Annotated in this window: 16 protein-coding genes; 10 read left to right on the top strand and 6 right to left on the bottom strand. The window is 60.9% G+C overall.

The features are described 5' to 3' along the window. The first annotated feature begins 90 nt into the window (after positions 1–90). On the top strand, positions 91–1287 hold the full coding sequence (locus tag FZZ92_RS04040) for an alanine--glyoxylate aminotransferase family protein (RefSeq protein ID WP_226422634.1): 1197 nt from the start codon (positions 91–93) through the stop codon (positions 1285–1287). On the opposite strand, the gene FZZ92_RS04035 is transcribed toward FZZ92_RS04040, so the two are convergent. Then, positions 1259–1762: a nucleoside deaminase gene (locus FZZ92_RS04035; RefSeq protein WP_226397775.1), complete on the bottom strand. Its 504-nt coding sequence runs from the start codon at positions 1760–1762 to the stop codon at positions 1259–1261. The genes FZZ92_RS04040 and FZZ92_RS04035 overlap by 29 nt on opposite strands. A 40-nt stretch (positions 1763–1802) precedes the next feature. Between FZZ92_RS04035 and FZZ92_RS04030 the strand changes: the two genes are divergently transcribed. Next, positions 1803–3206: an aminotransferase class V-fold PLP-dependent enzyme gene (locus FZZ92_RS04030; RefSeq protein WP_115023305.1), complete on the top strand. Its 1404-nt coding sequence runs from the start codon at positions 1803–1805 to the stop codon at positions 3204–3206. A 128-nt stretch (positions 3207–3334) separates the two neighbouring features. Here the strand turns inward: FZZ92_RS04030 and FZZ92_RS04025 are convergent, their stop codons facing one another. From FZZ92_RS04025 to FZZ92_RS04015, 3 genes are read right to left on the bottom strand one after another with little or no spacing between them, the layout of a single operon-like run. Further along, positions 3335–4924 (bottom strand): YcjF family protein, encoded by a 1590-nt coding sequence (locus FZZ92_RS04025; RefSeq protein WP_226422633.1) that lies wholly within the window; start codon positions 4922–4924, stop codon positions 3335–3337. 34 nt (positions 4925–4958) lie between these two features. Further along, positions 4959–5435 carry a signal peptidase II gene (gene lspA / locus FZZ92_RS04020; protein WP_226397727.1) on the bottom strand — a complete coding sequence of 159 codons (477 nt, stop codon included), beginning with the start codon at positions 5433–5435 and terminating at the stop codon, positions 4959–4961. Then, entirely contained in the window at positions 5432–6001 is a 570-nt protein-coding gene (locus FZZ92_RS04015; RefSeq protein WP_115093777.1) for a biotin transporter BioY, read from the bottom strand. The genes lspA and FZZ92_RS04015 overlap by 4 nt, the downstream gene beginning before the upstream one ends. 56 nt (positions 6002–6057) lie before the next feature. Here FZZ92_RS04015 and FZZ92_RS04010 point away from each other — a divergent pair, with 56 nt between their 5' ends. Beyond that, complete coding sequence (locus tag FZZ92_RS04010) at positions 6058–6285, top strand: NAD(P)H dehydrogenase assembly family protein (protein WP_166018254.1); 228 nt, start codon at positions 6058–6060, stop codon at positions 6283–6285. Here FZZ92_RS04010 and FZZ92_RS04005 read toward each other — a convergent pair. Then, on the bottom strand, positions 6282–7538 hold the full coding sequence (locus tag FZZ92_RS04005) for a pitrilysin family protein (RefSeq protein WP_226422632.1): 1257 nt from the start codon (positions 7536–7538) through the stop codon (positions 6282–6284). The two genes, FZZ92_RS04010 and FZZ92_RS04005, sit on opposite strands and share 4 nt — an antisense overlap. Further along, complete coding sequence (locus tag FZZ92_RS04000) at positions 7535–8818, bottom strand: pitrilysin family protein (RefSeq protein WP_226422631.1); 1284 nt, start codon at positions 8816–8818, stop codon at positions 7535–7537. The genes FZZ92_RS04005 and FZZ92_RS04000 overlap by 4 nt, the downstream gene beginning before the upstream one ends. Positions 8819–8836: 18 nt before the next feature. Between FZZ92_RS04000 and FZZ92_RS03995 the strand changes: the two genes are divergently transcribed. The 7 genes from FZZ92_RS03995 to rpsB all read left to right on the top strand — a co-directional run bounded on the left by FZZ92_RS03995 (position 8837) and on the right by rpsB (position 14378). Then, the gene (locus FZZ92_RS03995; RefSeq protein ID WP_226397724.1) at positions 8837–9580 is read left to right on the top strand and encodes a phycocyanobilin:ferredoxin oxidoreductase; all 744 of its coding nucleotides are present in this window, start codon (positions 8837–8839) and stop codon (positions 9578–9580) included. Further along, entirely contained in the window at positions 9580–10476 is an 897-nt protein-coding gene (locus tag FZZ92_RS03990; RefSeq protein WP_226422630.1) for an HlyD family efflux transporter periplasmic adaptor subunit, read from the top strand. The genes FZZ92_RS03995 and FZZ92_RS03990 overlap by 1 nt, the downstream gene beginning before the upstream one ends. Beyond that, the gene (devC, locus tag FZZ92_RS03985; protein WP_226397722.1) at positions 10473–11642 is read left to right on the top strand and encodes an ABC transporter permease DevC; all 1170 of its coding nucleotides are present in this window, start codon (positions 10473–10475) and stop codon (positions 11640–11642) included. The genes FZZ92_RS03990 and devC overlap by 4 nt, the downstream gene beginning before the upstream one ends. Beyond that, complete coding sequence (locus FZZ92_RS03980; RefSeq protein ID WP_226397721.1) at positions 11642–12322, top strand: DevA family ABC transporter ATP-binding protein; 681 nt, start codon at positions 11642–11644, stop codon at positions 12320–12322. The genes devC and FZZ92_RS03980 overlap by 1 nt, the downstream gene beginning before the upstream one ends. Positions 12323–12355: 33 nt before the next feature. Beyond that, complete coding sequence (locus FZZ92_RS03975; protein WP_006850288.1) at positions 12356–12511, top strand: hypothetical protein; 156 nt, start codon at positions 12356–12358, stop codon at positions 12509–12511. Between the two features lie 87 nt (positions 12512–12598). Further along, positions 12599–13531 carry a glycosyltransferase family 2 protein gene (locus FZZ92_RS03970; RefSeq protein WP_166018269.1) on the top strand — a complete coding sequence of 311 codons (933 nt, stop codon included), beginning with the start codon at positions 12599–12601 and terminating at the stop codon, positions 13529–13531. Between the two features lie 130 nt (positions 13532–13661). Then, positions 13662–14378 carry a 30S ribosomal protein S2 gene (rpsB, locus tag FZZ92_RS03965; RefSeq protein ID WP_115023287.1) on the top strand — a complete coding sequence of 239 codons (717 nt, stop codon included), beginning with the start codon at positions 13662–13664 and terminating at the stop codon, positions 14376–14378.

Here is a 14378-nt window from a genome sequence, read left to right as displayed (position 1 = left end):
AAGTTCAGCGCAAGATTTGAACAGATTGCAATCGTGCAGCTCTCATCTCTTCTGAGGGGCATGACTGCGTAGGCTCATCACCACGAACCAATGATCAGGGCTTTGGCGACGACCAACTCTCTTCTTCCTGTTGACGAACGTCATCGCAAAGCTTTTGCACCGATCAGCACTCCAGATCGACTGCTGCTGGGACCAGGCCCCTCGAACGCGCACCCGACGGTTCTGAAGGCGCTGTCGCGAACTCCCATCGGTCACCTTGATCCCCTTTACGTCGAGCTGATGGGTGAGGTGCAGGAACTTCTGCGCTACGCCTGGCAGACGGACAACCGCCTCACGCTTCCGATGAGTGGTACTGGGAGTGCCGCCATGGAGGCAACCCTGGCCAACACCGTGGAACCTGGAGACACCGTTCTTATTGCGGTGAAGGGATATTTCGGCCTGCGTCTGGCAGATATGGCTGGGCGTTACCGCGCTGATGTCAAAACCATTGAGAAGCCCTGGGGAGAGTGGTTTTCTCTCGATGAACTCGAAGCGGCCCTGATCGAGCACAAGCCCGCGATCCTGGCGATGGTTCATGCCGAAACCTCCACCGGTGTCTGCCAACCCATGGACGGCATTGGCGACCTCTGCAGCAAGCACGACTGCTTGCTGCTGCTCGATACCGTCACGTCCTTGGGGGGAGTTCCGCTTTATATCGATGAGTGGAAGGTTGATCTCGCTTACAGCTGCAGCCAGAAGGGATTGAGCTGCCCTCCGGGCCTTGGACCCTTCACGATGGGCCCTCGCGCCGAGGCCAAGATGTCAGCCCGTCAGGGCAAGGTTCCCAATTGGTATCTCGATGTGTCCCTGCTTAATCAGTACTGGGGCAGTGATCGTGTCTACCACCACACGGCGCCGGTCAATATGAATTTCGGCATGCGCGAAGCCTTACGTCTGTTGGCCGAGGAAGGTCTAGATCAGGCCTGGGCTCGACACCGCAGCAATGCGGAATTGCTCTGGAGCGGCCTCGAAAGTCTCGGGCTTTCTATGCATGTTCCGGCCGACCGTCGACTGCCGACGCTCACCACTGTTCGCATCCCTGAAGGTGTGGATGGAAAGGCCTTCAGTCAGCATCTGCTGAACAACCACGGCATCGAGGTGGGCGGTGGTCTCGGCACGCTTGCTGGAAAAATCTGGCGAATCGGGCTGATGGGATACAACTCCAACCCAGAAAATGTGAACCGTCTCCTCAACCTGTTTGAGACAGAGCTACCCCGCTTCAGCGGTTCTGAAGCCGCCGCTGCCTGAACCAGCGCTCCAGCTGCCCTCTCGCCTCAGCCTCGCGCACACCGCGCACCACCTCCATGTGATGGTGCGCACTGGCATGGGTGGAGAGGTCAAGGCTTCCCCCCAAACCACCGCGTTTAGGGTCCGATGCGGCATACACCACTGCTCCCATTCGGGCCTGCACCAAGGCTCCCGCACACATGGGGCAGGGCTCGAGGGTCACGATCAAGGTGCAGTCGTTGAATCTCCAATCGCCCTGCACCACCGCTGCCTGCCTTAACGCCACCAGTTCGGCATGCCCAAGGGGGTCCATATGGTTCTGGCGTCTGTTGCGTCCATGTCCGATGGCCTTCCCGTTTCCATCCAGGATCACCGCGGCAACTGGTACCTCTCCTTCCGCGCCAGTGGCCTCGGCCCGCTGGAGCAGAACGTCCATCCAGCGAGTCAAGTCATCCCGCTGATCCACCGCCGTTACACGCTGTCCTTTGAGCACCATCCCACGAGACGCGAAGATCACTGAAGTTCACGGGTCTCCGTTGCAAGCCTGTTCCGAGTCTCAGCACCCATCGGATCGGCTCGCTCCGTTCGCCATCCCCTCGGCTGCAGACCCGGTACTGAATGACTTCTTGCACCGCAGTTCAGATCTGCTCTGCCGTTGGATCGGCTCGGCTGAACGAACGGGCCCGGTGCCCTTGATGCGCCCTTTGCCTGAGGTGGCTCCCGGGCTGGAAGGAGCTGGTGTCGAATCACTCCTGAGTGATCTGCAGCAAGTGATGGATGGGGCCTACCAGCCGTCTCATCCCGGTGCCTTGGCTCATCTTGATCCGCCCCCTCTCACCGCCTCCATTGCGGCGGAGATGGTTTGCGCGGGTTTGAACAACAATCTCCTGGCAGAGGAACTCTCTCCTGGGCTGACTGGCCTGGAACATGATCTCTGCCGCTGGTTCTGCCACAGGATTGGCTTGCCGGAAGGATCCGGAGGCGTTCTGGCGAGTGGTGGAACCCTGAGCAATCTCATGGCACTGGTCTCGGCTCGGGCCGCTTTGGGCTCGATGCAGCGGGATCCCGTGCTCCTTTGCAGCCAAGACGCCCACGTCTCGATCAACAAGGCGGCAAGGGTGATGGGTTTGTCGGAGGATGCACTCCAGATGCTTCCGGTGGCCCCCGACGGCGGCCTCTGTCTTGACGCTTTGGGCGAGCGTTTGACAACACTGCAAGCCCAGGGCCGCCCTTGTCTGGCGGTGGTGGCCACCGCTGGGACAACCGTGCGTGGTGCCATTGATCCCCTCTCGGATCTGGCAGCACTCTGTCGTGATGCAGGGGTGTGGTTGCATGTGGATGCAGCCATCGGCGGTGTGTTCGCCCTGAGCACCAGCCACGCATCTCTGATGCGCGGCATGGAGTTGGCGGATTCGATCACTCTGAATCCTCAGAAACTGCTTGGCATCACCAAAGCTTCATCGCTGCTGTTGCTGAGGGATCGCACCCACCTCCGCCAGGCCTTTTCAACAGGATTGCCCTACATGCAGGCGCCCAATGGGGTGGATCACGGTGGGGAGATCGGCTTGCAGGGAACCCGGCCCGCGGAGATCCTCAAGCTCTGGCTTGGCCTGCGTCAGCTGGGTGAGGCTGGGATTGAAGCGACCCTCAGCGGTGCCTTGCAACGGCGAAAGGCCTTTGCCTCCATGTTGGATCCCAACAAGCTGACGCTGTTGTCGGGTGACCTTCACCTTCTGGCGTTCCAGGCCAGGGAGGGGGGAATTGACGCTGCCGCTTGTTGGAGTGAAGAGACCCGCCAGATGCTTCTCTCTCACGGCTACATGCTCTCGAGACCCTTCTATGGCGACCGTTTCTGTCTTAAAGCGGTCTTGGGTAACCCGCACACCACAGCTCAGCATCTCAGCGACTTGTCCGATCGGCTGAATGCATCGCTGGCCTGAAGCCTGATCGTCCACAATCGCCCTCGTTTGAGGGGGTCCCATGCCGGAACAGAAGCAGGGTTCACGCTGGGTTGCGATCGTCACCGGTGCGATTTCAGTGGCGATTGGTGTGATCTATCTGCTGCTGATCACGGTGCTGGATGCCCGGGGGCCGATGCTCCCCCCTCCTGCTGAGGCTCTGGCCGGGGCGGAAGGCGCCCCGCTGCCGACTGCTGAAGCGGTTCCACCACTTGCCGCATTGCACTGGCCAGAAAGCGCTGCAGCGAGAGTTCCCGCCGATTGAGTTCAAAGGCCTGTTGCACGACGGTCTGCATCCCGCCGTCGCCCCAGTCTTGGTCTTGTTCGAAGTAACGGATGAAGCTGCTGCCGGCAATTCGGGTGAGCCATGCGGTGACCACCCCCTGGAGCACCTGACCAAGAATCAGGGTGGGCAAACTCAGGCTGAGGCTGGTGCCCAGCAAGGACATGGCCCCTTTGACGATGCCCAACTTGCCCAGGGTTTGACCTAGGGACATGGCCAAGTCTTTGGCACGATCCCGGGACAGCTCAACCCCGTAGATCTTCGCCATTTCAAGAATCATCTGGGCATTCACTGCTGCGGTACTCAACAGATCCACTCCTGGCAGTGGATTGGCAGCGACGATCCCAGCGCCCATCCAGCTGTAACGGTCGATGCAGCGTTTGGCTTCCCGGGAGCGCTGGTCGTTCAACAGGTCACGACCGCGGCTGTCGAGGGACCGACACTGGAGAAGGATGTTGTCGGCAATCAATTCCTCACCCTCGGCATGAAGCACGCCGGCGAGGCGTTGCAGCAGATCGCTGACGTCAGGCATCGGCTGCAGGGGCCGACGACCGGGTTGAGGAATCGATTGAGGAGATGCACTGCAGGCCACCACATCGGCAGTGTTGAGATGTCCCTGGCAACGGGATCGAAGCACCTGCAGGAGCCGTTTTTCCTCATCCACACCTCGTAAATCCCGCTTGTTCAGCACCAAGAGCAGCCGCTTGCCGAGGCCAGCAAGGGATTGCACAACGGCGAATTCCGAGGCTCGGAGATCACCGTCCACCACCACAATCAACAGGTCGGCGCGTACCGCCCGACGACGGGCCGTCTCCTCGCGGCTGAGGCCTTGCTCTCCCGCTTCAAGGATCCCTGGGGTGTCGACAAGTTGCAGACCACGCTCTAACCCTTTCAAACGCAATCGGTAGGCACGGCTGGTTTTTGTGACGCCCATGGGGGCACCCACATCGCCGACCATTTCATTGAGCAGCGCACGGATGAGCGATGTCTTGCCGCTGGATCCGGTGCCGAACACAACAACCACCAGATCCCCTCGCTTCAGTTCGTCTGCGACGCGATCGCGTTCGTTTTGCAGACTCCGGCGGCTGATGTCGTCCTGGATGCGTTCGATCAAGCGATCGACATGGCCCAGGCTTGTGTTTGCGGCGTCCCGGCGGTTCTGAGGAGCGGCGGCTGGCTGCCGCGGATGTTGAGGGGGGCGTGACTTCCAGCGTTTCCACATGGGCCAGCCCACCTGCATCACAACAGCCACCACCAGCACAAGACCCAGCAGCAGAACCGGCGTAAGCAGCCAGGGAGGCAGGAAGTAACTCAGATCCCACAGCAGGCTGCGGATGGTTTGAACGGCTACACCGATCACCACAAGTGCCACAAAGGCAACTGCAAGACCGATGAGCAACCTGGTTTGAGGTTTCATGCCTGCGTCACACCAGCCTCAGGGCAAGTTTGGGTCAGCCACGGCTGGTGTCACCACGACGGGTCCAGAGATCGATGCCGAAGCAGAGCACAGCGAGATTGATGGCGACATCGGCTCCGTTGAAGATCGGGAAGTCGATCGGTTCGAGTGCCAGAAAATCGACCACGTAACCCAGGCGCCAGCGATCGAGCCCGTTGCCCAGGGTGCCGCCAAGAAGCGCTGCTGAAGCAAGTGCTTGCCAAAACGGCAGGACCCGTTGTCGCCAGATCCAGAGAATCAGCCCGATGCCGACCCCCAAGCTGAGAAGTCCAAGGAGGGCAGTTGATCCCCGCAGCACGCTGAAGGCGGCTCCAGTGTTGTGCACCAACTGCAGGGAGATCAGGTGCGGTAGCAGGGGAAGGGTGTGGCCATCCTGCAAAACGCTGGAGGCCACACCCTTGCTGACCTGGTCCACCACAACGATGACAAGAGCAATGAGCAGGGTGGATTGACGCGGCAGGGTTCTGTTCATGACTCAATGATCAACAGCCGACGCAACACAACCGAGAGCAGTCCTGCACCGATGCAGAGCAGCATCTGTGCAGGCAATGGGCCGATGGAAAACTGCATCAGGAGCTCGAGAAATCCAAGCGTCCATCGACCCAAAATGGCCCCGATGGCGAGATTGAGGAGACCGCAGATTTGAAGAACCAGGAGCCCTGCAAGGGCGGACAGCGACTGTCTGGGCAGGTCGTTCATGCCGTCCTGCTGCGCCAGGCGACCGGTGAGCCAGGCCGCCGGAACAAAACCCGCCAGATAGCCGAAACCTGGTTCCAGCACGTAGCTCAGCCCGCCACCGCCATGGAACACCGGCAGGCTGAACAGTCCCAGGGTCAGATACCCAACGGCGGCCATCACACCGGCGCGCGGGCCGCTCACCATGGCGCAGAGGAGGAGGGCTGGCACCTGCCAGGTCACGGGCAGGGGCAGAACAATTGGTTCCGGCACAGGCAGATACATCGCTGCCGGTACAAGACCACCAATGAGGATGGCCAGCAGACCCGCCAGGGCACCACACCAGGAGGCGAGAGCCCTCACATCAATCCGTCAACTCGGCCCATCCTGCTCGACAATGCAGATCCTGCCCAGTTCAGATGACGGTATCGATTGGTGATCGCCTGCTCCTGAAGCAGCAGCTTCCTTTCCTGAAATCCGCTGATCCGATGCCGATGTTGCGTCCCCCGGATCTGGTGGCGGCCGGTGAAGTGGGTGAGGTGGTTGCGCTCCATCCGATGGACACGGTGGCCGTCCGCTTCCGTCGGGGCACGTTCCTGATTGCGCTCGACCGGCTGGATCCCGTGGATGCCGCTAAGGCGGACTAACCAGCAACACGGCGCTGCCAGCGTCGTGCGAGCTGCTCCAGTGCTCTGGAGGTTCCGCACAGGCTGAGCCGTGGTTCACCGAGCCAGCGCGCTGCTGCATCGCGAACATCAGACGGTGTCAGTTGGGAAAGGGCATCAACACATCTCTGGTCATGATCTTCGGGGAGGCCCTGCGCCTTCAGCTGAACGCGCCGCTCAGCCCTTTGGGAGCAGGTCTGCAGTCCTTGGGCGAGCTGGCCGATGTACTTCGCTCTTGCGAGCTCAAGCTCTGCCTCGCTGAGGGGTTGCTCGCGCAACTCATCCCAGATCGTCAGCAGCAAGTCCAGGGCGAGGTTGGCTCGTTCCTCCACGCTTGACGCCATCAGCACAAAGGGTGCGGGGCCGGCCAAGGCAGGGAAGTGGGCTGCCACGTCGTAGGCCACGCCATGGTCTTCACGCAGGCGCTGGAACAGCACGCTCGACATTCCAACCCCTAGATGGCACTGCAACAGCCGTAAGGCCAGCTCATCCGGTTGGCCATGCCCCAACGTTGCCTGACCCAGCATCAGCACCACTTGTTCGGTGTCCATCGGTTCAAGGTGGATTGTTGCGGTGCCTACTCCTTCGGCGTAGGGGAGTCGGCTGGCGGAATCCCTGGCTCTGCCCTTGGGCCAGTTGCGGAAGTCCTCAAGCGAATGGAGTTGATCGACAAGATTTTGCGGGACGCTGCCCGCAAGGGCGAGAACACTGGAGGCCTCTGGCAGCCGTTCGGCGAGGGGAAGCAGCACCTTCCGATCCAGGTCGATTAGCTCCTCGGTGATGCCCATAGGGTCATGGCCATAACCACCGCTGCCGTAGGTCAGTTGCCTCCAGCCGGTCGTGGCGCAATGGAAGGGGTCCTCCCTTTGCCGCTGTAGGGCCTGAATCGTGAGCGAACGTTCTAGGGCCACCTGATCGGGCTCAAGGTGGGGGGCTCGCACCATTTGCGCCAGTAGGGGCAAAAGATGCTCGGCATCTTCCACCGTGCAGCGCAGGCTCAGGATGAGGGCGTCTTCCTGGGCATCACAGCGCAGACCGGCGCCGCATCCCTCCACCAGGTCAGCCAGCTCAAGGTTGTTGTGATTTCCGCAGCCTCGGCTGAGCAGGGACGCCAGCAGGTCATGGGCTCCCCGAGCCCCAGCAGGGTCCTCTGCGCTGCCGAAAGGGAGCAGCAGTTTTGCGGCCAATATCCCCGGGGTTGCGACCGGTTCGACCAGAAGTTCGGGGTTGCTCATGCGTGCTCCGACTTGGCTTGGGCCGTCAGGACGAAGGCCTGTTCGGGTTGAAGCCTGGGAAACAGCTCCGAGCGCAGCCGCTCCGCTGTCCACGTTGGGAGGAAGGCAAGGGGGTGCAGCAGGTCCTGCTGACGGTTCCAGAGGGTCTGACTGGCACAGAGTCCTGAGACCTGACCCGTCGATTCCAACGCGTATCGGAGCCCATTGCTCACCAGCTGTTGACCCCGCTTCAGTTCCTGATCGGTGACAAGCTCGCGCGCCATGGTGCGCAACTCACGGTTGACCTCCTCTTCAACAGCGTCCAGATGCTCATCTGGGCAGATCACTTCCAGGGTGATCAGGCTCCCCTGCTCCAGAACCGAGAGGTCCATCGACACACTTTCAACGATCTGAAGCTCCTCTCTCAGGCGGTTGACGAGACGACTGCGTCGTCCCTCCCCCAGCAATGTCGTAGCGAGATCCGCCGCCATCACGCCGCCCTGATCCTGGGCCTTGGGGGCTTCCCAGAGCATCAGCAGGCGAGCTGATTCCAGGCGATCCACTGCGACGCTCTGGCGTCCGGGGTGCACGCTCAGAGGGGCTGACCGGGCTGAGGGGCCAGGGGCATTTCGGAGTCCGGCCAGAGCCGAGGAGCCAATAGCGGAGCGCAGCTCAGTGGATGCGGGGCCGGCCACCGCCAGGCAGCAGTTGGAACCGCGGTACTGCCGTTTGTGAAACGCCTCCATAGCGCCGGGGGTCATGGCCTCCAGACTGCGGGGGGTTCCAAGAATGGGGCGGCCATATGGGTGTTGGTCACAGCCTTTGCTGAGCAGCAGTTGCAGCACCTGCTCATTCGGCTGATCGGCGTATTGCGCGATCTCCTCCAGAACCACCCCCCGTTCTGTACTGAACCCGCCTGGATCGAGGCTCGGCTGCAGAACAAGTTCCAGCAGCAGATCCAACGCTTCGCGGGCCCGATCCGGTGGTGTCAGCACGTGAAAGTGGACGTCGTCAAACCCCGTGGCTGCATTGCTGCTGCCACCCAGGGCCTCGATCGCCTCATCGAAGGCCCCTGCGGCTAGCCGCTCACTTCCTTTAAAAACCATGTGCTCAAGGAAATGGGCCATTCCCTCTTCCCCTGGATGCTCACTGGCACTGCCTGCGCGGCACCAAAGATCGAGACAGGTCAAGGGTGCATCCGGCATGTCTGCCGTCACGCAGCGCACTCCGTTGGGGAGAGTCCAATGGTCCAGTGATGGGCCGGAGAACGGAATGTTCAGAACTGCGTGGCAAAGTTCCATTCTGTGCCTGCTTCTTCGATGCAGCCCAAGCCGCTGGCGCAACCGCCAGGACAGCATCCTCTTGTGCACGCCTTGGCAGCGTCGATTCGCAGTGCCTGGCAAGGATTACCTGGATTGGAGATCCTTCCCTGTGATGATGATTTGCGCTTCATCAAGGGGAAGCTCGATGGCGAAGGGCTGACGATCGGGAATGAACTCTTTCGCTGTGTCGGCCTTCGCAAGTTGCATCTGGAGGTCGCGCGGCTCGGGAACGGTCTTCAAATCCTCCACAGCGTTTGGTTCCCGGATCCCTGCTACGACCTGCCGATTTTCGGGGCTGACATCGTGGCCGGCCCGGCTGGCATCTCCGCCGCGATCGTCGATCTTTCTCCCACCTCAGGTGCCCTACCGGATCAGTTGCTGAATCGTCTCCAGGCCAAGCCCTGGCCTGCGTTTCGGCAGGTCCGGGACCTACCGGCGTGGGGATCAGCCATCTTCTCCAGCAAGGTCTGCTTCATTCGCCCGGATGGTGTGGAAGAGGAGACGGCCTTTCATGACCTGGTGAGCCACTACCTGCAGGTGATGGCAACAAGCGTGATCGAAGCGACTCCCGAACCGTCGACATCTCTCACTACAGTTCGCCGATATGAGGGCCAGCTGAACTATTGCCTTCAGCAGAAACGCAACGACAAGACCCGACGCGTTCTCGAGAAGGCCTTCGATTCGGCTTGGGCCGATCGCTACATCGATTTGCTGCTCTTCGACAATCCACCCGAACCGTGATGAGTCCCAAGCGCTGGTCTGTTGTGGCTGGAAGTTTGGTCATCGCTGCAGTGGGGGGCTGGTTGCTTCGACCAACGCCGGCCCCAACACCTGTTGCCCCGCCTGCTGAACGATCGGTTCGTCCGCAAGCCGTTGCTGCTTTGGGGCAACTTGAGCCTGCGGGGGACATTCGCAATTTGGCGGCTCCCAATGCGGGAATGGCGGGGACCCCGAGGGTTGCCTCACTTCAGGTGAACGAGGGAGATGCGATCAAGCGAGGCCAAGTTTTGGCGGCGTTTGATCACCGTGATGGCCTCCTGGCAGACCTTGAGCGTGTTGACGCTGAGCTGACAAGCCTGGACCAGGAGATCCGTCTTCAGGCCATTGAGGTTGAGCGTTTCACGCAAGCCGCGGACTGGGGAGCTGCTGAATTGTCTTTGGTGGACAACAAGCGGGAGGAGCTGGTGCGCCTCCAGGGTCAGCGGGATCAGGCCCTGGCTGAACGCAAGGGGTTCATGGCCGATCTCGAGCTGAGCCAGCTGATTTCTCCCATTGATGGTGTCGTGCTCAAGTTGCACGCCCGTGAAGGCGAGCGCCCTGGCGTGGAGGGAGTGATGGACGTGGGGGCCAACCAGGCGATGCAGGCCAGCATCGAGGTTTACGAATCCGATATCGCTCGGATTAGCCCCAACCAGTCCGTTCGCCTGACCAGTGAGAACGGTGGCTTCCGCGGTGAACTTGTCGGGCGCGTGCTGCGCATCAGCCCGCAGGTGGAACAACGGTCTGTTCTCTCCACCGATCCCACCGGCGATGCCGACGCCCGCGTTGTGGTCGTTGATGTGGTGCTCAACCCTGAAGATGCAGCCAAAGTCAGCCGTTTGGCTGGCTTGAAGGTGATTGCCCGCTTCGATCCATGAACCGGTTCTGGCGGGGGCGTCGGATTCCCCTCTCCTGGCTGTTGTTGACGCGCCAGCCCGTTCGCTTGCTGGTGGCACTTGCCGGCATCAGTTTTGCGGGAATTCTGATGTTCATGCAGCTCGGATTCCGTGATGGCCTCTTTGACGCCAGCGTCACGGCGCACCGGCTGTTCGATGCCGATGTCGTTCTGATCAGTCCCCGCTCCGCCAGCTCCGTGAGCATGGAGGCCTTTCCCAGGCGGCGGCTGGTTCAGACCCTGGCTGATCCCGATGTCGAGGGGGTGACCCCGGTGCACTGGGGGCTGATGCTCTGGCGCAACCCCGAAACGCGGCGCAACCGGTCGATCCTGGCCTTGGGCTTCAATCCCGATGACCCCTTCTTCGTCGACCCCTCCCTGGCTGAGAAAACTGACGCTCTCAAGCAGAAAGGACGGATCCTGTTTGATCAGCTGTCACGCCCCGAATTCGGACCCATTGCCGATTGGTATCGCGATGGCCGGGTGGTGGAAACTGAAATCGCTGGCAACCGCGTCCGGGTGGCAGGTCTGGTGAGCCTGGGCACCAGCTTCGGTGCCGACGGCAATCTGCTTACGAGCACCGAGACGTTTCTCGATCTGATGCCTCAGAAGCCGCCTGGGGCGATCGAAGTGGGTCTGGTGCGGTTGAAGCCAGGAGCGGATCCTGAGCAGGTGGTGTCCCGATTAAGCCAGCGGCTGCCCAAGGATGTTTTGGTGTTAACCAAGCAGGGCTTCATCGACTTCGAGCAGAACTACTGGAAGAGCAGCACCTCCATTGGTTTCATCTTCACCCTCGGCGCTGCCATGGGGTTCGTTGTGGGCTGCGTGATCGTCTACCAGGTGCTGTACACCGATGTGAGTGATCACCTGCCTGAGTACGCCACCTTGATGGCGATGGGTTATCGCCTCAGCCATTTGTTGGGAGTGGTGGTCCGTGAGGGCTTCTATCTGGCGGTGATGGGGTACGTCCCCGCCTACATGGCCGGTCAGGGTCTGTACTGGTTCGTTCGTGACGCCACCAAGCTGCCCGTCGGCATGGATCTCTCGCGGGCGCTCACCGTTTTGGTGATGATCCTGGTGATGTGCATGTTGTCGTCGTTCCTGGCCATGCGTCGTCTCATTGATGCAGATCCTGCGGAGATCTTCTGATGCCCGCTGTTCTTGTCGACAACCTCTCCCATGCCTTCGGTCAAGGGGAGATGCGCCGCGAGGTTCTTCAGAACATCAGCTTCAGCATCGAGCCGGGCGAAGTGGTTTTGCTGACCGGACCCTCCGGCTGTGGCAAGACAACGCTGCTCACCTTGATCGGCGCCTTGCGGACGGTTCAGCAGGGCCAGGTGTCTGTGCTTGGGCACTCCCTGGATGGAGCCGGCCGTCGTCGTCGCCAGCAGGTGCGCCGACGCATTGGAATGATTTTTCAGGGGCACAACCTCCTGCGCTGCCTCACGGCTGAACAGAACGTGCAGATGGGAGCTGATCTTCTGCCTGATCTCAGTTACAGGGCCCGTCGGGATGAGGCCCGTCAGTGGCTCCGCTCCGTAGGCCTTGAGGACCACATGGCCAAAGTCCCCCATGACTTGTCTGGAGGACAAAAGCAACGGGTCGCCATTGCCCGTGCCCTTGCGGCTAATCCCAGGCTGCTCCTGGCGGACGAGCCCACAGCCGCCCTTGACAGCCGCACCGGCAGGGAGGTGGTGGAGCTGCTGCGCCGACTTGCGCGCGAACAGTCCTGTGCGGTGCTGATGGTGACCCATGATCCACGCATCGTTGATGTCGCCGATCGCGTGCTCCAGATGGAGGATGGGCGTCTGCTGAATGCTGTTGAGTAGACTCAACGTTGATTCAAGAGCCCGCAGTTCCGCATGGCCAAGCGCAGAAACCTGAAGAAAGAGAAGCAGGAGCGGAACCGCGCCTACGCCCGCAAGTTCAAGAAGCGCAAGATGCGGAACGATGGCCGTGGTGAAGGCGCTGGCAATGGCGTGACCGGAACCGCCAACAATGGTGGCGCGGCGGACTGATCTGCCAAGCAATGTTCAGAAAAAAGGGGCCTTCGGGCCCCTTTTTTGTTGTTCGTAGGGTGGGTTCCTTCTGCATCGGCTGTCGCGATGTTCGTCAGCGTCGTTATTCCGACCTACAACCGACGCCCGATTCTCGAGAAATGCCTCTCGGCACTGGAAGATCAGCAGCTCGACGGTGCTCTGGATGATTACGAGGTTGTCGTGGTCGACGACGGCTCCACCGATGGAACGCCGTCGTGGCTGCGGCACCAGTCGGATCGTTTCCCCCATGTGCGTCTGATTGAGCAGGAGCATGGTGGTCCTGCGGAAGGGCGAAACCGGGGCGTCGATCATGCCCGTGGTGACGTCATTGTTTTTATCGACAGTGACCTGGTGGTCACAGAGACCTTTCTGGCGACCCACGCACTAGCCCTGAGGCAGTGCTGGCAGAAACGGGGTGATCGCCTTTGTTTCACCTATGGCGCTGTGATCAACACGGCCAACTTCGAGGCGCCCCGCTCCGAACGTCACAAGTTGAGGGACTTGTCTTGGGCCTATTTCGCTACGGGGAACGTGGCCATCGATCGGGCGGTGTTGGAGCGCTCAGGCCTGTTCGACACAGGTTTCCGCCTCTACGGCTGGGAGGATCTGGAACTTGGTGAGCGCCTGCGGCGGATGGGGGTTGAGTTGGTGAAGTGTCCTGCCGCTGTCGGCTATCACTGGCACCCTGCTCTGAGCCTCGATCAAATCCCCCGCCTTGTGGAAGTGGAGGGAGAACGGGCCCGCATGGGGCTGGTGTTCTTCCGCAAACATCCAACCCGGCGGGTGCGCCTGATCATCCAGTTCACCTGGTTCCATCGGATCCTCTGGGAGCTTCTGACTTTCGGGGGGCTGATTAATCCGTCCAGCCTTCGCCCCCTGCTCCGCTGGTTAATTCGTCATGGCTACCCGGGGACTGCAATGGAGCTGCTTCGTCTGCCTCTGAATCGCATCGGTGTGCGTGCCCTGTTCCGCGAAGCCAAAGCAGCTGGACTGCGTTGATCAACGTTTTGATACCTTCTATAGGTCCTTTCACTCCGCACACCTGCCCGTTTCGGGTGCACCGTGACACCAGCATCTGCTGGTTGTTCAGGTCCCTGGCAGGTGGAGGCGAACCCGAAACCCACAAACCATGGCTGTCGTCACCCTCGCCGAGATGATGGAGGCTGGTGCCCACTTTGGGCACCAGACCCGTCGTTGGAACCCCAAGATGTCGCGCTACATCTATTGCGCGCGCAATGGTGTTCACATCATTGATCTTGTGCAGACCGCTGTCTGCATGAACAACGCCTACAAGTGGACCCGTTCCGCTGCTCGCAGCGGCAAGCGCTTCCTTTTTGTTGGCACCAAGAAGCAAGCTTCTGAAGTGGTTGCTCTCGAAGCTGCCCGCTGCGGAGCCTCCTATGTGAACCAGCGCTGGTTGGGCGGAATGCTCACCAACTGGACCACGATGAAGGCCCGGATCGACCGTCTCAAGGATTTGGAGCGGATGGAATCCAGTGGCGCCATTGCCATGCGCCCCAAGAAAGAGGGTGCGGTGCTTCGTCGCGAACTTGAGCGTCTCCAGAAGTACCTGGGCGGTCTGAAGAACATGCGCCGTCTCCCCGACGTCGTGGTTCTGGTGGACCAACGCCGTGAGTCCAATGCGGTGCTTGAAGCCCGCAAGCTCGACATTCCCCTGGTGTCAATGCTCGACACCAACTGCGATCCGGACCTCTGCGAGGTTCCGATTCCCTGCAACGACGACGCTGTCCGTTCCGTTCAGCTTGTCCTGGGTCGTTTGGCCGACGCGATCAATGAAGGTCGCCACGGTTCCAACGATCAGCGTGGCGGCGACGCCGACGCCTGA

Origin of the sequence: Synechococcus sp. MU1611, from assembly GCF_020514255.1 — a bacterium.
Taxonomy (GTDB): Bacteria; Cyanobacteriota; Cyanobacteriia; order PCC-6307; family Cyanobiaceae; genus Parasynechococcus.
Note: the sequence above shows the minus strand (reverse complement) of the source record. Positions and strands in the feature narration are given on the sequence as shown.